This window comes from Bradyrhizobium liaoningense, assembly GCF_018130825.1.
GTDB classification, from domain to species: Bacteria; Pseudomonadota; Alphaproteobacteria; order Rhizobiales; family Xanthobacteraceae; genus Bradyrhizobium; species Bradyrhizobium liaoningense_B.
Genome location: NZ_JAFCJS010000004.1, coordinates 618,542 through 636,274 on the forward strand (window position 1 = coordinate 618,542; position 17,733 = coordinate 636,274).

At 64.8% G+C, this 17,733-nt stretch carries 19 protein-coding genes; 11 read left to right on the top strand and 8 right to left on the bottom strand.

Annotation, left to right across the window (positions count from 1 at the left end; genetic code table 11):
* Positions 1 to 82: 82 nt before the first annotated feature.
* Entirely contained in the window at positions 83 to 1,444 is a 1,362-nt protein-coding gene (gene pcaB / locus JQ603_RS21545) for a 3-carboxy-cis,cis-muconate cycloisomerase (RefSeq protein WP_212342336.1), read from the bottom strand.
* Between the two features lie 346 nt (positions 1,445 to 1,790).
* Between pcaB and JQ603_RS21550 the strand changes: the two genes are divergently transcribed.
* Positions 1,791 to 2,198, top strand: coding sequence for a BA14K family protein (locus tag JQ603_RS21550; RefSeq protein ID WP_212342337.1), 408 nt, complete (start codon positions 1,791 to 1,793; stop codon positions 2,196 to 2,198).
* A 236-nt stretch (positions 2,199 to 2,434) separates the two neighbouring features.
* Positions 2,435 to 3,994: a winged helix-turn-helix domain-containing tetratricopeptide repeat protein gene (locus tag JQ603_RS21555; protein WP_212342339.1), complete on the top strand. Its 1,560-nt coding sequence runs from the start codon at positions 2,435 to 2,437 to the stop codon at positions 3,992 to 3,994.
* A 177-nt stretch (positions 3,995 to 4,171) separates the two neighbouring features.
* Here the strand turns inward: JQ603_RS21555 and JQ603_RS21560 are convergent, their stop codons facing one another.
* Entirely contained in the window at positions 4,172 to 4,594 is a 423-nt protein-coding gene (locus JQ603_RS21560; protein WP_212342341.1) for a GFA family protein, read from the bottom strand.
* 88 nt (positions 4,595 to 4,682) lie between these two features.
* Complete coding sequence (mddA, locus tag JQ603_RS21565) at positions 4,683 to 5,471, bottom strand: methanethiol S-methyltransferase (protein ID WP_212342343.1); 789 nt, start codon at positions 5,469 to 5,471, stop codon at positions 4,683 to 4,685.
* Positions 5,472 to 5,604: 133 nt separating this feature from the next.
* Here mddA and JQ603_RS21570 point away from each other — a divergent pair, with 133 nt between their 5' ends.
* Positions 5,605 to 7,149, top strand: a complete 1,545-nt coding sequence (locus tag JQ603_RS21570; RefSeq protein WP_212342344.1) for a winged helix-turn-helix domain-containing tetratricopeptide repeat protein — start codon at positions 5,605 to 5,607, stop codon at positions 7,147 to 7,149.
* 49 nt (positions 7,150 to 7,198) lie between these two features.
* On the opposite strand, the gene irr is transcribed toward JQ603_RS21570, so the two are convergent.
* Entirely contained in the window at positions 7,199 to 7,681 is a 483-nt protein-coding gene (irr, locus tag JQ603_RS21575; RefSeq protein ID WP_245003740.1) for a Fur family transcriptional regulator Irr, read from the bottom strand.
* Between the two features lie 275 nt (positions 7,682 to 7,956).
* Here irr and JQ603_RS21580 point away from each other — a divergent pair, with 275 nt between their 5' ends.
* Positions 7,957 to 8,268, top strand: coding sequence for a hypothetical protein (locus tag JQ603_RS21580; RefSeq protein ID WP_212342346.1), 312 nt, complete (start codon positions 7,957 to 7,959; stop codon positions 8,266 to 8,268).
* Positions 8,269 to 8,271: 3 nt separating this feature from the next.
* Here JQ603_RS21580 and JQ603_RS21585 read toward each other — a convergent pair whose 3' ends face one another.
* From JQ603_RS21585 to JQ603_RS21595, 3 genes are all read right to left on the bottom strand, one after another.
* Positions 8,272 to 8,841, bottom strand: a complete 570-nt coding sequence (locus JQ603_RS21585; protein ID WP_212342348.1) for a DUF2147 domain-containing protein — start codon at positions 8,839 to 8,841, stop codon at positions 8,272 to 8,274.
* 31 nt (positions 8,842 to 8,872) lie between these two features.
* Complete coding sequence (locus JQ603_RS21590; RefSeq protein ID WP_212342350.1) at positions 8,873 to 9,535, bottom strand: DUF3313 domain-containing protein; 663 nt, start codon at positions 9,533 to 9,535, stop codon at positions 8,873 to 8,875.
* A gap of 269 nt (positions 9,536 to 9,804) precedes the next feature.
* Complete coding sequence (locus JQ603_RS21595; RefSeq protein WP_212342351.1) at positions 9,805 to 10,443, bottom strand: TetR/AcrR family transcriptional regulator; 639 nt, start codon at positions 10,441 to 10,443, stop codon at positions 9,805 to 9,807.
* Positions 10,444 to 10,659: 216 nt separating this feature from the next.
* On the opposite strand from JQ603_RS21595, the gene JQ603_RS21600 reads away from it, so the two are divergent.
* From JQ603_RS21600 to JQ603_RS21630, 7 genes are all read left to right on the top strand, one after another.
* Positions 10,660 to 12,210, top strand: coding sequence for an ABC transporter substrate-binding protein (locus JQ603_RS21600; protein ID WP_212342352.1), 1,551 nt, complete (start codon positions 10,660 to 10,662; stop codon positions 12,208 to 12,210).
* 173 nt (positions 12,211 to 12,383) lie between these two features.
* Complete coding sequence (locus JQ603_RS21605) at positions 12,384 to 13,355, top strand: ABC transporter permease (RefSeq protein ID WP_212342353.1); 972 nt, start codon at positions 12,384 to 12,386, stop codon at positions 13,353 to 13,355.
* Positions 13,352 to 14,191 carry an ABC transporter permease gene (locus JQ603_RS21610; protein WP_212342354.1) on the top strand — a complete coding sequence of 280 codons (840 nt, stop codon included), beginning with the start codon at positions 13,352 to 13,354 and terminating at the stop codon, positions 14,189 to 14,191. Before JQ603_RS21605 ends, JQ603_RS21610 begins: the two co-directional genes overlap by 4 nt.
* Before the next feature lie 2 nt (positions 14,192 to 14,193).
* The gene (locus tag JQ603_RS21615) at positions 14,194 to 15,813 is read left to right on the top strand and encodes an ABC transporter ATP-binding protein (RefSeq protein WP_212342468.1); all 1,620 of its coding nucleotides are present in this window, start codon (positions 14,194 to 14,196) and stop codon (positions 15,811 to 15,813) included.
* 172 nt (positions 15,814 to 15,985) lie between these two features.
* Positions 15,986 to 16,159 carry a hypothetical protein gene (locus JQ603_RS21620; protein ID WP_212342355.1) on the top strand — a complete coding sequence of 58 codons (174 nt, stop codon included), beginning with the start codon at positions 15,986 to 15,988 and terminating at the stop codon, positions 16,157 to 16,159.
* On the top strand, positions 16,156 to 16,365 hold the full coding sequence (locus JQ603_RS21625) for a hypothetical protein (protein WP_212342356.1): 210 nt from the start codon (positions 16,156 to 16,158) through the stop codon (positions 16,363 to 16,365). The genes JQ603_RS21620 and JQ603_RS21625 overlap by 4 nt, the downstream gene beginning before the upstream one ends.
* Before the next feature lie 120 nt (positions 16,366 to 16,485).
* Positions 16,486 to 17,424 carry an AEC family transporter gene (locus JQ603_RS21630; protein ID WP_212342357.1) on the top strand — a complete coding sequence of 313 codons (939 nt, stop codon included), beginning with the start codon at positions 16,486 to 16,488 and terminating at the stop codon, positions 17,422 to 17,424.
* 15 nt (positions 17,425 to 17,439) lie between these two features.
* Here JQ603_RS21630 and JQ603_RS21635 read toward each other — a convergent pair whose 3' ends face one another.
* On the bottom strand, positions 17,440 to 17,724 hold the full coding sequence (locus tag JQ603_RS21635) for a hypothetical protein (RefSeq protein WP_212342359.1): 285 nt from the start codon (positions 17,722 to 17,724) through the stop codon (positions 17,440 to 17,442).
* Between the last annotated feature and the right edge of the window lie 9 nt (positions 17,725 to 17,733).

Here is a 17,733-nt window from a genome sequence, read left to right on the forward strand (position 1 = left end):
ATCTAAGTCTAGCATCGCCGGACACAAGTATGCGAGCGCCTTGCGACACATGAAAGATACGCAGTTTCACGCATCTTGGTTTTCAACGTGTTGAAGATTTCAGCACCCGATCGACCATGGCGGGCGCAAGCCCCAGGTAATTTTTCGGTGAGGTGAGCGCCTCGATTGTGGCACGGTCGATGCGGCTCGATATCCGTGAATCTGCGGAGAGCGCGTCGGCAAGGCTGATCCCCTTGTCGTTGGCCTCGCGGCAGGCGTCATAGACCACGTCATGCGCCTCCTGCCGCCCGATCTGCGGCGCGAGCCCCATCATGACCGCTTCGGCCACAATCAGGCCGCGGCTGACGGCGAGATTGTCGTTCATCTTCCTGTCGTCCACGATCAGGCCTGCGAGCGCGAACTTCGCCTGGTGCAGCGCGCCGGCCGTCAGCACGAAGCTTTCCGGGATCGCCATCCATTCGGCGTGCCAGGGACCGGTGGCGCGCTCGAAATCCTGCACCATCGCGTCCAGCATCAGGCCGGCGTGCTGGCGCACCGCCTTGGACGCCGCAAGCATCAGCTCCGAAGAAATCGGGTTGCGCTTCTGCGGCATGGTCGAGGAGGCGCCGCGGCCCTTGACGAAGGGCTCGTAGACCTCGGCGAACTCGGTCGAGGCCATGATCATGATGTCGAGCGCGATCTTGCCGAGCGAGCCGGTGACGAGCGCGAGGAAGTTCACCGCCTCGGAAAAGCCGTCGCGCGCGACGTGCCAGGTCGAGGCGGGAACGCCGAGCTCGAGTTCGGCGCAGAGCGCCTCCTGCACCTCGAACCCCTTGTCGCCGAGCGAGGCCAGCGTGCCGGCCGCGCCGGCGAACTGTCCGACCAGGACGCGCGGCTTCAATTGCGCCAGGCGCTCGGCGTGGCGGTCGAACATCGCGAGCCAGATCGCGGTCTTGTAGCCGAAGGTGACCGGCAGCGCCTGCTGCAGATGGGTGCGGCCTGCCATCGGCGTGTCGCGATATCGCTGCGAGAGATCGGCAAGGATCTTGCGCAGCTCGGCGATATCCCGCTCGACGATCTCGAGCGCGGCGCGCAATTGCAGCACCACGGCGGTGTCCATGATGTCCTGCGTGGTCGCGCCCCAATGCACGTAGCGGCCGGCCTCGCCGCACTGCTTCACCATCTGGTGCACCAAAGGAAGGATGGGATAGCCGACGATGTCGGTCTCCTGCCTGAGCAGATCGAAATCGAGCGCGGCGACATCGGTCCGCGCCGCGATCTGATCGGCGGCGTCCTGCGGGATCACGCCGCATGCCGCTTCCGCCTTCGCAAGTGCCACCTCGACCTCGGCATAACGGCCGACCAGCGCGAGGTCGGAAAACACCTCGCGCATCTCCGGCGTGCCGAACGCGTCGCGGAACAGCATGGAATCGAGCACGGTGGTCGAGGCGTGAAAGGCGGACATGGGCGTTTCTTTGTGGCTGTTGTTCTGTCTGCGGGCAGCTTAACGACGTCGCAATGTTCGGCAAATGGACATTCGCAGTTCGTCACATGTTCTCAGCTTCGCCCGAGCGGAAGCCAGTACGATGCGGGACTTATGTCTCGCGCTGTCCGAGCGCCGTCATTGCGAGGAGCTCTTGCGACGAAGCAATCCAGGCTGCCTCCGTGGAGAGATTCTGATTTGCTTCGCTGCGCTCGCAATGACGGCGGCGGGAGTCATGTTCCTATCCAAACTTTAATTCAGCGCACTTCGCCAGCTGCACTATCACTGACGTGCGGCGCGCGAGATGCCGCATGACGAGGAGACCACAATGTTGAAATCGTTTCGCTTCGTTGCCGGAGCTTGTCTGCTTGCGAGCCTGTCGGCGGCAACACTGACGCATGCGTCGGCGGCGCCGATCGGACAACCGCTGGCGATGACGCACGCGGACCAGGACCAGATCGAACAAGTGCGCTGGTATGGACGCCGCGGCTGGGGCTGGGGCGGCGGCGCGTTCGTCGGCGGCCTCGCGGCCGGTGCGATCATCGGCGGCGCTGTGGCCGCGCCCTATTATTACGGCTCGCCATATTATTATGAGCCGGGCTATCCGCCCCCGCCCGCCGCCTATGGACCGCCGCCGGAAGGCGACGTGCAGTACTGCATGCAGCGCTACAAATCCTACAATCCGAACACCGGCACCTATCTCGGCAATGACGGCAGGCGCCATCCCTGCCCGTAGGGATTCTGCTCTCGTAGCCGTGTAGCCCGTCAGTGCTCGACCCATGAATGCCCGCGACAATCTGGCCGGAACGGCCAGATTGTCATTTCAGGTCGTATTCGTCCTCAAAAATCGCATGGCTGCCATCACGCGATCGTGGTGAACCGGAGAGACCGTTCGGCGGACTCACAGACTTCAAGTCGAAATCCATTTTGATTTTTTTATTGCTGATACCGCTGTGAGATCTGAGTCTCGACGTGCAGTTTCTATTCCGGGATCATCTTCTCGACACTGACCTGCGCGAGCTGAGCCGCGAGCAGGTTCCCGTTGCCGTGGAACCGCAGGTTTTCGATCTCGTCGTCCATCTCATGGAGAACCGCGACCGGGTGGTCAGCAAGGACGAGCTGATCGACAAGATCTGGCATGGGCGCAGCGTCTCGGAATCCACCCTGACCAGCCGGATCAACGCGGCCCGCAAGGCGATCGGCGACAATGGCGCGAACCAGGCGCTGATCCGTACCATCGCGCGCAAGGGATTTCGCTTCGTCGGCGACGTGCAGACACAGCTTGGCACGGTTCCGCCGGAGCTCGGTCGCCTCACCCCGGCGCCGCAGGCCGTGCTCGCGCTGCCCGATCGGCCCGCGATCGCCGTGCTGCCCTTCACCAACATGAGCGGCGACCGCGAACAGGATTATTTCTCCGACGGCATCAGCGAAGACATCATCACGGCGCTGTCGAAGCTGCGCTGGTTCTTCGTCATCGCGCGCAATTCCTCCTTCGTCTACAAGGGCCGCGCCGTGCACATCCACGAGGTCGCGCGCGAGCTCGGCGTGCGCTACGTGGTCGAAGGCAGCGTGCGACGGAGCGGCGACCGCCTGCGCGTCTCGGCCCAGCTCAACGACGTCTCGACCGGCAGCCATCTCTGGGCCGAGCGCTACGACCGCGAGCTTGCCGACATCTTCGCGGTGCAGGACGAGATCACCGACGCGATCGTCGCCGCGATCGAGCCGCAGCTCTATGCCGCCGAGAGCTTTCGCGCCCAGCAGAAGCCGCCGGGCAGCCTCGATGCCTGGGGCCTGTTGATGCGAGGGCTGTCGCATTACTGGCGCATCACCCGCGAGGACAATGCGACGGCGCAAGGACTGCTCGAGAAGGCCGTCGCGATCGACCCGGCCTATGGCAAGGCGCTGGGCCTGCTCGCGACCAGTCACATCTTCGGCGCGCATATGGGCTGGGCCGACATGGCCGCGACCGTGCCGGTCGCCGAACGCGCGGCGCTTGCCGCGGTGGAGGCCGATCGCGAGGACGCCTTCGCCCATCACGGCCTCGCCTATACCTATCTGTTCCGCCGCCGTTTCGACGATGCGCTGGCGGAGTTCGAGCAGGCCTTGATGCTCAATCCGAACTTCGCGATGGCGCACGCCTTCCACGGCGTGACGCTGTGCTACGCGGGACGATGGCAGGACGGCGATGCCGCTGCGCGGCGCGCGCTGCGGCTGAGCCCGCGCGATCCGCTCGCGGCGATCTATTGCGGCGTTGCGGCGTATGCCCAGTTCATCGGCCGCAACTACGAGCAGTCCATGCAGATGGCGCGGGAATCGATGCGGCAGCGCGCCGATTTCGTCGGTGCCCATCGTGTGCTGACCGCCGCCGCCGGCATGTCGGGGGATCCCGCATTCGCGGCGTCCGCGCTGGAAGGCCTGCGCCGCGCCCAGCCCGGGATCTCGCTCGCCTGGATCACGCGCGAATTGCCGATGCTGCGGGAAGAAGATCGCGCGCATTATCTGGAAGGATTTCGGCGCGCGGGGATGAGGTAGCCGTTCACCCTCCCCTGGAGGGGGAGGGTCGGCTCGCATCTGAGCGTAGCGAAGATGAGAGACGGGGTGGGGTGACGGTCTCTCCACGACGGACACTGCCCGTGCGGAGAGATCACCCCACCCCGCTCGCGCTGCGCGCGATCGACCCTCCCCCTTCAGGGGAGGGTCAGGGAAAAGCTACTCCTGCATCATCTCGCCGCTGCCGCCGAACTCGGCCGGGAAATCCTTCAGCTTGGGCAGACCGTCGCGCATCGGCAGCACGGTCTCGGCGTAATTGACGTGGACGCCGGGCGTGAACGCGAGCGTGGGGATGGTGGCGGTGAAAACGTCGATAAGGCCGAGCGGGGGGTGATTGGTCATCAGATGGCCGCCGCACTTCCTGCAATATTTGCGCTGGCTGAGCGGCGTCTTGGCGAAGGTCTCGACATGCTGGGCGCCCTCGGTGATGCGCACGGCTTCGGGCTTCCACAGGCTGAAGGCGTTCACCGGTCCGCCGGACCAGGACCGGCAGGAACGGCAATGGCAATAGCCCATCGCCTCCGGCGCGCCCGTGACCTCGACCGTGACAGCGCCGCAGAAGCAGTTTCCGACATGTTTCATTTGGGTCGTCTCCATGATGAAGGATCGATATCGCGTGTCGGCGCGCCACGCGTCCTCCATTCGGTGGACGCGTGGCGCGAGGCTAAGACTATACTGATCTGCGCCAGGGAATAAGCATCGACACCCGTTGTTTGTACTGCCGGTAGTCGTCGCCGAAGAGCTCGATGAGGTCGTGCTCCTCCAGCGCGATGCCGACGAAGATGTAGAGCGTGGTCACGGCCGCGAACAGCAGATGGCCCACAGTCATGACCGGCGCCGCCCAGAACGCGATGATGAAACCGAGATAGATCGGATGACGGACGAACTTGTAGAGCAGCGGCGTCTTGAAACGCGGCGGCGCGGCTTCCCGGCCGACTAGATGATCGGTCACCTGAGACAGGCCGAACAACTCGAAGTGATTGATGATGAAGGTCGAGGTGAACACCAGCACCCAGCCCGCGAAGGACAGCGTGACCACCGTCACGGCAAGATCGGGGTTCTCGACCTCCCATATGACCGTGGGCAGCGGACGCCACTGCCAGAACAGGAGGAGCAATGACAGGCTCGCGAACAACACGTAGGTCGAGCGCTCGACCGGCTTGGGGACGAACTGCGTCCACCACGCCTTGAATTGTTGGCGCGCCATCACGCTATGTTGAACCGCGAACAGCGACATCAGCAGCAGATTGACGATGACCGCGCGGACGACGGGCGCTTCGGCTCCGGTGTCGATGGTCTTCGGCACCATCACCCCCATGACGAAGCCGATGGCGTAGAGAACGGTGACGAAAAAGACGAGATATGCCGCAATTCCGTACAGAAAGGCGATGAACCTGAAAATGCGCGAGCCCGCAACCTCCGGGCCGATGGAATGAACCTGGTGATCAAGTTGGGTCATAGAACGCTCCGTTGTGCCGAGACATCGGCACTGTTTGGTCTTCGCACCATGCCGGATCGGAGGTCCTCCGACTTTCGCGGAGGGTTGATTTTCGCCTGAGACGACTTTGATTTTTGCTTGAGACGACGGAAACGTGCGATTTTTCTTTGAAAACAACGTGCTGGACGGCGATCTGCGGGAGCTCACTTGCTCCGGAGTGGCCGTGCCGTTGCAGCCGCAGGTGTTCGATCTGCTGCTTTACCTCGTCGCGGAGCGCACCCGAGTGGTCAGCAAGGATGACCTGATCAGCCAGATCTGGAGCGACCGCATCGTCTCGGATTCCGCCCTGAACAGCCGCATCAACGCCGCGCGCAAGGCGCTGGGCGACGACGGCGCGACCCAGCGGCTGATCAAGACCATTCCGCGCAAGGGCTTTCGTTTCGTCGGCGACGTCCGGGAAGACGGGGCCGCCGCGCCGGCGCCCGCTGAACCCGCAACGGCGCGCGCAGTGACCGACCGTCCGGCGATCGCGGTGCTCGCCTTCGAGAACATGAGCGGCGATCCCGCACAGGATTATTTTGGCGACGGCATCAGCGAGGACATCCTCACCGCGCTGTCGAAGCAGCGCTGGTTCATGGTGATCGCCCGCAACTCGTCCTTCACCTACAAGGGTCGCGCGGTCCACATCAGACAGATCGCCGAGGAGCTCGGCGTTCGCTACATCGTCGAAGGCAGCGTGCGCAAGGCGGACAACCGGGTGCGCATCACCGCGCAGCTCAACGACGCCACGTCAGGCAGCCATCTCTGGGCCGAGCGCTACGACCGCGAGCTCGTCGATGTCTTCGCCGTGCAGGACGAGATCACCAACGCGATCGTCGCGGCGATCGAGCCGCACATCCACGCGGCGGAGAATTTTCGCAGCCATCGCAAGCCGCCCGCGAGCCTGGACGCCTGGGACCTCTTGATGCGCGCGCTGTCACATTACTGGCGCGTGACCCGGCAGGACCACGCGGCCGCCAAGGCGCTGCTCGAGCGCGCGATCGCAATCGATCCGAATTACGGCCAGGCGCTGTCGGTGCTGGCCGTGAATGACATGTTCGGCGTGCATCTCGGCTGGACCGAGCTGGCCGCGGTTGCCCCGGTCGCGGAAGCCGCCGCGCTCAAAGCGGTGCGCTGCGACCACGAGGATGCCTGGGCGCATGCCGCGCTCGGCAGCGTCTACTTCTCGACACGGAGGCTTGCGGACGCATTATCCGAGTTCGAGCAGGCCCTCGCGCTCAACCCGAACTTCTCGCTGGTGCAAGGCTACCACGCGCTGGCGCTGTCCTATGCCGGACGGTCGAAGCAGGCGTTTGCGGCGGCGCAGAAGGCGATCCGGCTCTCACCGCGCGATCCGTCGCTGGCGATCTATCACGGCATCGCCGGCTATGCGCGCTTCACCGAGCGGCAGTATGACGAAGCCATCGCGCTCGCGCGCGAGGCGATCCGCCACCGCGGCGACCTCACCGGCGCCTACCGCGTTCTCGCCGTTTCGGCCGGCATGATCGGCGATGGCGCGCTGGCGGAGATGGCACTCGGCGAGCTCCGCCGCACCCAGCCGAACATCTCGCTGCAGTGGATTGCGACGAAACTGCCGTGGGCCAGCGACGCCGATCGCGAGCACTATCTCGAGGGATTCCGGCGGGCGGGATTGCGGTGAGGCGCGACGCTGCTCTTACCTCCCCTGGAGGGGTAAGAGCGCGGCGATGCTACGCCACGCGCTTCCGGCGCAAATGGACGATGACGTCGAGCCGCGCGATCTCGTGGCCGGGAAGCGCCTCGGGCATCCTGGTGAAGGCGAGGCCATCGGCGACATCGACCAGCACATCCTCGCCTTCGAGGTAGAAGTGCGGATGCACCGATGTGTCGGTATCGAAGAACGACTTGATGCCGTCGGCGGCGATCCGGCGCAACAGGCCGGCTTCCGTGAACTGGTTCAGGGTGTTGTAGACGGTCGCGAGCGACAGATAGGCGTTCGCGGCCATCGCCTCTTCATAAAGGCTCTCCGCGGTGACGTGACGGTGGCCGCGCAGGAACAGCAACTGGCCGAGCGCCAGGCGCTGGCGGGTTGGCCGCAGACCGGCATCGACGAGCAATTGCAGGCAGTGCTGCAGGCCCTCATCGACCTCGGGTCCCACGACGTCAGGCTCGTTGTCGTCGCCCGCATGGATATTCGCGGCGTGCATGTCCATCGATCGTCTCACGTCTGCAAGAACCAGGACGCGCAACACGACATCCCGCCAGTTGCTATTGGATCGCAGAAGCGGCGGCCCGGCTTTGATCCGGATCAAATTTGGCGCCGACCCGCCTCCGACCTATCGCAAGGCGGACGGATTTATTCCCGGCCAGAATGGCTAAAGCGCGATGATGAACCATCATCGCGCTTTATCTCTTTGTTGGAGCATGATCTTTCGGAAAACCGCTTCACACTTTTCCGGATCATGCTCCAGGCATCGATGAGGCTCACATGTCCAGGCCGGTTCCCGACAAGGCAGAGGTCGCGCTCGAATATCCCGACAAGTTCTATGTCGGCACCTTCGAGCATTCATCGCGCTTCGAGGCGCGGCTCGACGGCAGCGGCGTTGCGCTCGTGCTGCAGCATCCGGGCGCGGCCGATGAACGCAAATCGGTGCATCTGCATATCAACTTCGGACTGCTGGCCGGCATCCTGCGGGAGCTAGCCGGCAGCGTCGCGGCCATCCCCAAGGACGACATCGCGCACCGCGAGCAGCTCGCTGACGCGCTCGACGAATTGCGAAAGGCGCTGCGGACGCCCTGAAAGCTATTTCGCTTTCACCTGGATCGGCTTCGGGGCCGGCGCGGCCGCCCATTCCTTGTCGGCACGCGGGCCGTTGAGATCGCCGGTCAGCCCGACGAGCTGGCCGGGCAGCACGTCGAGGGTCTGCTGCCAGGTCTGGGTCTGGCACAGGAATTTTATGAGGCAGCCCTTCAGCTTCAAGCGATCGGCGGATTCGCGCCAAAGCGAGACCGAATAAGACTTGCCGTCCTCGGCATTGTAGATGTCGCCGGCAAACCGTCCCTCGGGCGTCGCCTGCAGTCCCATGATGAGCTGGTGGCCGAGCAGCGTGCGGGCGCGCTTGTCGGCGTCAGGGTTTTCCTTGTCGCGATAGGGCTGGCCGCGCTTGTCGGCCGGCTCCTTCATCCAGACGATGAAGCCGCAGATGCGGTCGCGCGCCGGGCCGCAGCGCTCGAGCCGGATGCGGGCGCGGCCGTCCTCGACGAGCCATGTGCCGCTGGGATCGGTCGGGGCGGCCGCGCCGGCGCGCCCACCGATGATCATCATCACGACGGTGATCGCGACGCGCAGCACGAAGCGAAGGAGAAGGTTCATCTGCATGCCTTTCGTTGAGCAGGGGGGCGCGTCAGTTCAGTTGCGCCATCAGCGCGTCGGCGCCCTTGTCGAGGCCTGCGGTGGCAGCCGCGAGCGCGCCGACGCTGGCCTTGATGTCGTAGGCGCCGGGGTATTGCTTGGTGACGTAGGCGCTGATCAGGCGTGAGGTCGAAGCGTCGAAGATCTCGACACCGTAGATGACCGAGCCGGTCAGCATGCCCTCGCCGTCGCGTGCCGCCTGCACGCCGTTGTAGACCGCGCCGGCCATGTCGAAGCGGGAGAGCGTGCCGAGCACCGGCGTGTTGGTGACGGCGCCGGTCAGCGTCAGCCGGATGCGCAGCGTGTTCGGCCCGCGCTCGCGCACCAGGGCGAAGCGGCCGCGCAGCCGCTCGGCGAAACAATTCTGCATGTAGGCGGCGAGTGTCGCCTTGTCCTTGTCGGACATGTCGCCGAACTGATGATCCTTGCCGCGATAGACCACGACGGGATCGAGGATCACTTTATTATATGAGCGCCAATCGACCGGCGTGGAATAGCGGTAGGGCACGCGGCCGGAGCTGTCCGACTTGTCCGGCGCCATGTAGGCCGAGGACGCCATCTCCGAATAGGGCACGGGCGCGACCGTGGCGCAGCCGGCCGAGGCGACGCAAAGCACCAGCGTTCCCAGACCGCGCAGGGCGATCGAGCGATCCATTCCAGACTCCTCTTGCGGCTTCTTTGGAAGGCCAACCTTTGAAATTGCAATGACGACCGCAGCCGCGCTTGGGACCAGACACGGCTGCGGCGCTCACCATTGCCGGCCCAAGGCATCGTCCGGGGCCTTTTCGGATCCCTCGGGCCGTCTCAGTGTTTCCAGTTATAAAACCGACCAGTTGGTTTGTAAAGTCGCAAAACGGCGACCTGACACATTTGGCCGCAGGCGCGGTTTTGGGCAGCGTCCGGTTGGAATTCGTTAACGATGAATCAGGCGCGCTTGCGCGGGGTTGCAGCCTTTGCCGCCGATGCCGCTCCGGATTTTGCGGCACGCTTCGTGGCCGGCCGTTCGAGGCCGGTCCACTGCCCGTCGTCGAGCAGGCGCGCGAACAGCCGCTGGTGCTCGTCCTTGCTGAGCGGTGACATGCCGAACAACGAGCTCAGCAGCAGTCCGAGCGCGCCGGCCCAGCGCAACATCGCGAGATCCGGGTCGGCGGCTTCTTCCTTGATCGCCGCCATCCTCTTCATCTCGAGTTCGCGCGGCAGCGCCATCAGGCTGGGATTTTCGACCATGGCCGCAACCAGGGCCAGCGCGGCGGAATTCGGCGTAGTCGCCGCTTCCCTGATCGTGGCAAGCTGGGTCGCCAGATTGGGATTGGCCGAGGTCGCGCGCACCTTCGCCATATAATGAGTCGAGAACTCCTCGAAATGCGCCATCTGCCGCTCGAGCAATGCCTTGAGCACAGCCTCCTTGGTGCGGAACTGGTGCATCACCCCGCCCTTGCTGAGGCCGCTCTCGCGCGCGATCGCATCGAGCGTCAGTCGGCCAGGCCCGTCGCGCGCGATGATGGCGATGGCCGCTTCGAGCGCAGCGTTGCGGGACCGTTCGGAGCGCGTGGCGTTGTCCATGGCGGACTTGTCTCCGTGACAGGAGGATGAATCAAGTGAAAACAGGACGCGCTGTACATTTTTTGTGCGAACCCTGTCGAGACTTTCATCTTGCGGCGCCGAATGAGACTGTGTGAGCCTCGTTCGTGGATGGGGACTGGGATGGGCCGGCCGTCGCTTTGCGCGCGAGGACGTCGCGAAGCGTTTACGGCTGACCGCGCTTGAGAAAGATACGATATGCCAAAACGCGTGTTGCTTGGTCTCCTCCTCGCTTGCGGCCTCACGGCCCCGGCGCTGGCGCAAGAGCCGAAGACGGGGGGCGTGATCAATGCCGTGATCCAGCCCGAGCCGCCCGGCCTGATGCTTGCGCAGGTCCAGAACGGCCCGACCCAGATGGTGTCGGGCAACATCTTCGAGGGCCTCTTGCGCTACAGCCCCAAGCTCGAGCCGCTGCCGGAGCTTGCCGAAAGCTGGAGCGTCAGCGAGGACGCCAAGACCTACACCTTCAAGCTCAAGAAGGGCGTGACCTGGCATGACGGCAAACCCTTCACCGCCGCCGACGTCCTGTTCTCGATGGAGATGCTGAAGCAGACGCATGCGCGTGCCCGCACCAATTTGGCGCAGGTCGACAAGATCGAGACACCGGACGACTATACGGTGGTCTTCACGCTGAAGCAGCCGTTCGGCCCGTTCCTCGGCATCTTCGAGGTCGGCTCGATGCCGATGGTGCCGAAGCATCTCTATGAAGGCACCGACTGGAAGACCAACCCCTACAACAACGCGCCCGTCGGAACCGGCCCCTTCATGTTCAAGGAGTGGCAGAAGGGCTCGTTCATCCGCCTGGTCAAGAACCCGAACTACCACGAAAAAGGCAAGCCCTATCTCGACGAGATCTACTGGCAGATCATCCCCGACGCGGCCGCGCGCTCGGTGGCGTATGAGACCGGCAAGGTCGACGTGCTGCCCGGCGGCTCGGTCGAGAATTTCGACGTGCCGCGGCTGTCCAAGCTGAAGGACACCTGCGTCACCGGCGCCGGCTGGGAGTTCTTCTCGCCGCTCTCCTGGCTATGGCTGAACAACCGCCAGGGTCCGCTCGCCGACAAGCGGGTGCGGCAGGCGGTCATGTACGCGATCGACCGCGATTTCGCCAAGGACGTGATCTGGAACGGACTCGGCAAGGTTGCGACCGGCCCGTCCGCCTCGACCATCAAGTTCTACACCGATGACGTGAAAAAATACCCTTACGATCCGGCCAAGGCCAAGGCGCTGCTGAAGGAAGCCGGCTACAAGGGCGAGAAGATCCGCCTGCTGCCGCTCGCCTATGGCGAGACCTGGCAGCGCTGGGGTGAAGCGGTGAAGCAGAACCTCCGGGACGTCGGCATGAACATCGAGACGATCGCCACCGACGTTGCCGGCGGCAATCAGAAGATCGGCGACTGGGACTACGACATCGCCTTCACCTATCTCTACCAGTATGGCGATCCCGCGCTCGGCGTCGGCCGCAATTATATCTCCAGCAACATCGCGAAGGGACAGGTCTTCAACAACGTCGAGGGCTACTCCAACCCGGAGATCGACAAGCTGTTCGCCGACGGCGCGACCGCGACCCCGGATTCCAAGCGCAAGGAGATCTACGACAAGGCGCAGAAGATCCTGGTCGAAGACGTGCCGGTGGCCTGGATGCTGGAGCTGCAATTCCCGACCATCACGCGCTGCAAGGTCAAGAACCTGATCACCACGGGGATCGGGGTCAACGACGGCTTCAAGGACGCATGGCTCGACAAGTGAGCCCTTCCTTCTTCACCTCTCCCCGCCTGCGGGGAGAGGTCGAATGTGCGCATAGCGCACATTCGGGTGAGGGGGAGTCTCCACGAGTCCAACTGCTGATACGCTCGCGGAGAGTCCCCCTCACCTCAACCCTCTCCGTGGCTCCAGGTCACATCACCAATATGACTCACTAGATGCTCTCCTTCGTCGCTCAGCGTGTCGTGAAGGGCGTGATCGTCCTGCTCGCGATCGTCGTCCTCAATTTCTTCCTGATCCGGCTGGCGCCCGGCGACCCCGCGATCGTAATGGCGGGCGAGGCCGGCGCCAGCGACCAGGTCTTCGTCAAGCAGCTCCGGGAGAAGTTCGGCCTCGACAAGCCGCTGCCCGAGCAGCTCTTCATCTACGTCAAGGGCGTCGCCACCCTCGACCTCGGCTTCTCCTTCCGCCAGCAGGCGCCGGTCGCCAGGCTGATCGGCGAACGGCTGCCGGCGACGCTGCTGCTGACGCTGACCGCCTTCGCGATCTCGCTGATGCTCGGCATCCTGTTCGGCACATTCGCCGCGCGCTTCGCCGGAACGTTCCTCGACACCGGCATCACCGTGTTCGCGCTGATCTTCTACGCCATGCCGATCTTCTGGGTGGCGCTGATGGGCATCCTCCTGTTCTCGGTCACCATGGATTGGCTGCCGAGCTTCGGTTACGAGACGGTCGGCGCCAACCTCACCGGCCTCGCCCACGCCGTGGACGTCGCAAAGCACCTGATCATGCCGGCGATGACGCTCGGCCTGTTCTTCATGGCGACCTACACCCGCATGACCCGCGCCTCGATGCTCGAGGTGAAGCGGCTCGACTTCGTCAAGACGGCGCGCGCGAAGGGCCTCTCCGATGCCGTGATCCAGCGTCGCCACGTGCTGCGCAACGCGCTGCTGCCGGTCGTGACGCTTGCCGGCGTGCATTCCGGCACGCTGATCGGCGGCGCAGTCATCACCGAGACCGTGTTCGCCTGGCCGGGCATCGGGCGGCTGATGTACGACGCACTGCTGCAGCGCGACTACAATCTGCTGCTCGGCGTGTTCGTGATCTGCTCGGCCATGGTCCTGATCTTCAACCTCATCACCGACCTCGTCTATCGACTGGTCGATCCGCGCATCGAATACGCCACATGAAACAGTTCTGGAAATCGATGCTGAAGAGCCCCAGCGGCGTCATCGGGCTCGTCATCCTCCTCCTCGCGATCTCGGTCGCGGTATTCGGACCGATGCTGTTCCCGAACTCGCCCTGGCGCATGGTGCAGCGGCCGTTCCTGCCGCCGTTCACGCTTTCGACCGTGCCGCTCGGCACCGACGCGCTCGGCCGCGACGTGTTCGCCGGCATGATTTTTGGCGCCCGCGTGTCACTCCTCGTTGGCCTCGTCTCGACGCTGGTCGCGCTGGTGGTCGGCGTCCCCATCGGCGCCATGGCCGGTTATTTCGGCGGCAAGGTCGACGACGCCCTGATGCGCTTCACCGAGTTCTTCCAGACCATTCCGAGCTTCGCGCTCGCCATTGTGCTGGTCGCGATCCTGCAGCCCTCGATCTATTCGATCGTGGCCTCGATCGCGGTGGTGAGCTGGCCGCCGGTCGCTCGTCTCGTGCGCGGCGAGGTGCTGTCGTTGCGTACGCGCGAATATGTCCAGGCCGCAATCGTCACCGGCCAGAGCAACACCTGGATCATCCTGCGCGAGATCCTGCCCAACGCGTTGTCACCGGTGATCGTGCTGGCCTCGCTGATGGTGGCGACCGCGATCCTCCTGGAATCCTCGCTGGCCTTCCTCGGCCTCGGCGATCCCAACCTGATCTCATGGGGCTACATGGTCGGCGCCGGCCGCACCGTGATCCGTCAGGCCTGGTGGATCACCGTATTCCCCGGCGTCGCCATCCTGATCTCCGTGCTCGGGCTGAACCTGATCGGCGAAGGCCTCAACGACGCGCTCAACCCGCGCCTGTCGCGGGAGGGCCGCTGATGATGACCGCCCCGCCCGCCGTCTCCATCAAGAATCTGCGAATCGCGCTGCCGAAAGGCGCCGAGCGTCCGTTCGCCGTCGACGGCGTCTCGCTGGATCTGCGGCCCGGCAAGATCGTCTGCGTCGTCGGCGAGTCCGGCTCCGGCAAGTCGATGTGCGCCCATGCGCTGATGGGGCTGTTGCCGGACACGGTGTCGGTCGCCTCCGGCGAGATCCAGTTCGAGGGCCGCGACCTGCTCAAGCTCGACGACGACGGCTGGCGCGACCTGCGCGGCCGCCGTCTGGCGATGATCTTCCAGGAGCCGATGACCGCGCTCAATCCGTTGATGCGGATCGGCGACCAGATGGCAGAGATGTTCGAGGCCCACGGCCTGCTGACGCCGAAGGAGCGGCGCGCCAAGGCGCTGTCGCTGGCGCGCGAGGTGGGCCTGCCCGACCCTGAAAGAATCGTGCGCGCCTATCCGCATCAGCTCTCCGGCGGCCAGCGCCAGCGCGCCATGATCGCGATGGCGCTCGCACTCGAGCCCGCGGTGCTGGTCGCGGACGAGCCGACCACTGCGCTCGACGTCACCACGCAGGCGCAGATCCTTAAACTGATCCGCAACCTGCAGCGCAACCGCAACATGGCGGTGATGTTCATCACCCATGACTTTGGCGTCGTCGCCGACATCGCCGATCAGGTCGTGGTGCTCCGCCACGGCAAGGTCGTCGAGGAGGGCCCCGCCGCGACTGTCTTCAGCGAGCCGCAGCACGACTACACCAAGGCATTGCTCGCCGCCGTGCCGTCGATGGACCCGCCGGCGCGCGCGCCGCTGGACGACCAAGCCAGAGCGGTCGAAGTGATCGGGCTGGACAAGACCTATGTCACCTCCGGCGGCTGGTTTCGCGAGGACCGCCGCGTCGATGCCGCGCGCGAGGTCAACTTCAACATCCTCAAGGGCGAGACGCTCGGCCTCGTCGGCGAATCCGGCTCCGGCAAGTCGTCGGTGGCGCGTCTCGTGATGCGGCTGATCGAGGCCGACCGCGGCACGGTGCGGATCGGCGAGACCGATCTTACGCAGCTTTCGGGCAAGGCGCTGCGCGCCGAGCGTCATCGCATCCAGATGATCTTCCAGGATCCGTTCGCCTCGCTCAATCCGCGGCGCAAGGTCGGCCATATCATCGCCGATGGCCCGATCGCGGCCGGCACCGATCCGAAGGTGGCGTTCGACCGCGCCCGCGATCTGCTGAAGATGGTGGGCCTGGATGCCGGCGCACTCGAACGCTATCCGCACGAATTCTCCGGCGGCCAGCGCCAGCGCATCGGCATCGCCCGCGCACTCGCGCTCGAGCCCGAGATCATCGTCGCCGACGAAGCCGTCTCCGCGCTCGACGTCTCCGTGCAGGCGCAGGTGTTGAAGCTGCTCGAAGATCTCAAGGCGCGCCTCGGTCTGTCGATGCTGTTCATCACCCACGATCTGCGGGTCGCAGCGCAGATCTGCGACCGCATCGCGGTGATGCAGCGCGGTGCCATCGTCGAGTTGAAGCCGACTGCGCAGCTCTTCGCCGCGCCCGAGCATGCCTATACGCGCGAGCTGCTCGCGGCAGTGCCCGGGCGGAAGGAGCGCGCGCCGGCGGCGTGAGAGCGGGGTGCTTCGCTCCGGTATCCCGTTCCGCTCCCGCAACGAAGCAGTCACGGGCTTTTTATCCCTCGTGACCGCCCGCACAGCTGCAAACCTGAAGCCTGCACCCCATATGCGCATGGAATGATTTCCATCATCTGATGATGGATTTGCCGATCTATTTGGAGCCGACATGGGCCAGGTTATTCAGTTTGTCTCGCGATCCGAGCGCGAACGCGTTCGCCTCATCCAGGAGGCACGCGCGATCTATGACAGCATCTTCCCGGCTGATCCGGCCGGCGAGCGGCACGACAAGGCGACGATCAGCCGCGCGACCGCCAGCGGCGATGCGGGAAACCTGGCGTGATCAAGATCATCGCGGTTCTGTGTAGCCTCGCCGCTCCGGGAAACTGCCACGAGCAGATCGTCACAACGTCGGACTTCGCCAATGTGTCGATGCAGTCTTGTCTGATGGGTGCGCCGCAGCTCGCCGAATGGATGAACCAGCATCCGGCCGAGCGCCTGGCCGGATGGCGCTGCGTGATCGGTCAGCAGGGCGGCAGGGGCATCTAGGGCCGGCGGCCCGCTACCCCCAAGGACTTTCGTGCCGGAAGCGGCTCGCGCAAGGCAGTGACGGCACTCCATCGCCGGGGTAACCTCTCGTTGCGGCCATTGGCAGCAAGGGGGAGCCGGATGGAAGTCGCGAGCCTCGTTCTTCCCGTATTCGCAATCATCGTCACCGGCTGGCTTGCGGGCGAGCTCGGCTATCTCTCACGATCGCTGGCAGACGCGCTGGTGCACTTCGCCTACAACGTGGCGATGCCGGCGCTGCTGGTCGTCACGATCGCGCAGGAGCCGGCGCGCAATCTGCTGGAATGGCGTTTCCTGCTCGCCTTCGGCGGCGGCTCCCTCGTCTGCTTCGCGCTGGTCTTCCTGGCGGTCCGCGCCGGCGGAAAGCACGATCTCGCCAGCAGCACGATCCATGGCATGGCGGCGGCGATGACCAATACCGGCTTCGTGGCGCTGCCGATCCTGCACGCGATCTACGGCCAGCCCGCCGTGCTGCCGGCTGCGGTGGCGACGGTGTTCGTCGCGGCCGTGATGTTTCCGATCACGGTCATCCTGCTGGAAAGGGACGCGCGCGGCTCGTCCGCGCAGTCCGCGGGCCTCGCGAGGCAGATCCTGCTCAATCCGATGGTGCTGTCGACGCTTATCGGTCTCGTCTGGGCGATCACGGGCCTGCCGATTCCGGCGCCGGTCGCGGCCTATCTCAACATGATCGCGGCCGCGCTGACGCCCTGCGCACTGTTTGCCATCGGGCTCGGCCTGTCGGTCGAAGGCCTGCGGTCCAGCCTGAAGGCATCGTTCGCGCTCGCGGCCGTGAAGCTCGTGGTCATGCCGCTGATCGTCTACGGACTTTGTGTGATCACCGGCCTCAACGCGCTCTACACCGTCGCCGCCGTGATATGCGCCGCCGTGCCGACGGCGAAGACCGTGTACGTCCTGGCGCACGAGCACAAGGTCGAGGAGAAACTGGTCGCGGCGACGGTTTCGGTGACGACGATGCTGTCTGTCGTCACCTTGCTGGTCGCGCTGTACCTGCTCTCCGGTCTGGCGACCGGGACACGTTGACCCGCATGGGCGCGCTTATCTCGTGGTATTGCTCCAGGTCGGAACCGCGTTGGTCACGCCGACCGACGGCCAATTATACGTTCCGATCGATGGCGCCGTGACCGTGCCGACCGTCTGTCCAGATGAGCCGTAAGCCGCCCTGGGCTGCGCAATTGGCGCCCCGGCACCGCTATAGGTCGGACCCACCACGGTTGTGCTGTAATGTCTGCTCGAGCGGGCCTTCTTCGCTTCAGCCGCGAAGGGCGCGGCAAGCAGTCCGGCGGTGATGAATGCGGTGATGGCGAGCCTGATACTGGTCATGGCTGATCC

Bases quoted from the DNA above. Each gene is read 5' to 3' on its own strand.
- pcaB (WP_212342336.1), bottom strand. From the start codon at position 1,444: ATGTCCGCCTTTCACGCCTCGACCACCGTGCTCGATTCCATGCTGTTC.
- JQ603_RS21550 (WP_212342337.1), top strand. From the start codon at position 1,791: ATGTTGAAATCGTTTCGCTTCGTTGCCGGAGCTTGTCTGCTTGCGAGC.
- JQ603_RS21560 (WP_212342341.1), bottom strand. From the start codon at position 4,594: ATGAAACATGTCGGAAACTGCTTCTGCGGCGCTGTCACGGTCGAGGTC.
- mddA (WP_212342343.1), bottom strand. From the start codon at position 5,471: ATGACCCAACTTGATCACCAGGTTCATTCCATCGGCCCGGAGGTTGCG.
- irr (WP_245003740.1), bottom strand. From the start codon at position 7,681: ATGGACATGCACGCCGCGAATATCCATGCGGGCGACGACAACGAGCCT.
- JQ603_RS21580 (WP_212342346.1), top strand. From the start codon at position 7,957: ATGTCCAGGCCGGTTCCCGACAAGGCAGAGGTCGCGCTCGAATATCCC.
- JQ603_RS21585 (WP_212342348.1), bottom strand. From the start codon at position 8,841: ATGAACCTTCTCCTTCGCTTCGTGCTGCGCGTCGCGATCACCGTCGTG.
- JQ603_RS21590 (WP_212342350.1), bottom strand. From the start codon at position 9,535: ATGGATCGCTCGATCGCCCTGCGCGGTCTGGGAACGCTGGTGCTTTGC.
- JQ603_RS21595 (WP_212342351.1), bottom strand. From the start codon at position 10,443: ATGGACAACGCCACGCGCTCCGAACGGTCCCGCAACGCTGCGCTCGAA.
- JQ603_RS21600 (WP_212342352.1), top strand. From the start codon at position 10,660: ATGCCAAAACGCGTGTTGCTTGGTCTCCTCCTCGCTTGCGGCCTCACG.
- JQ603_RS21605 (WP_212342353.1), top strand. From the start codon at position 12,384: ATGCTCTCCTTCGTCGCTCAGCGTGTCGTGAAGGGCGTGATCGTCCTG.
- JQ603_RS21610 (WP_212342354.1), top strand. From the start codon at position 13,352: ATGAAACAGTTCTGGAAATCGATGCTGAAGAGCCCCAGCGGCGTCATC.
- JQ603_RS21615 (WP_212342468.1), top strand. From the start codon at position 14,194: ATGACCGCCCCGCCCGCCGTCTCCATCAAGAATCTGCGAATCGCGCTG.
- JQ603_RS21620 (WP_212342355.1), top strand. From the start codon at position 15,986: ATGGGCCAGGTTATTCAGTTTGTCTCGCGATCCGAGCGCGAACGCGTT.
- JQ603_RS21630 (WP_212342357.1), top strand. From the start codon at position 16,486: ATGGAAGTCGCGAGCCTCGTTCTTCCCGTATTCGCAATCATCGTCACC.
- JQ603_RS21635 (WP_212342359.1), bottom strand. From the start codon at position 17,724: ATGACCAGTATCAGGCTCGCCATCACCGCATTCATCACCGCCGGACTG.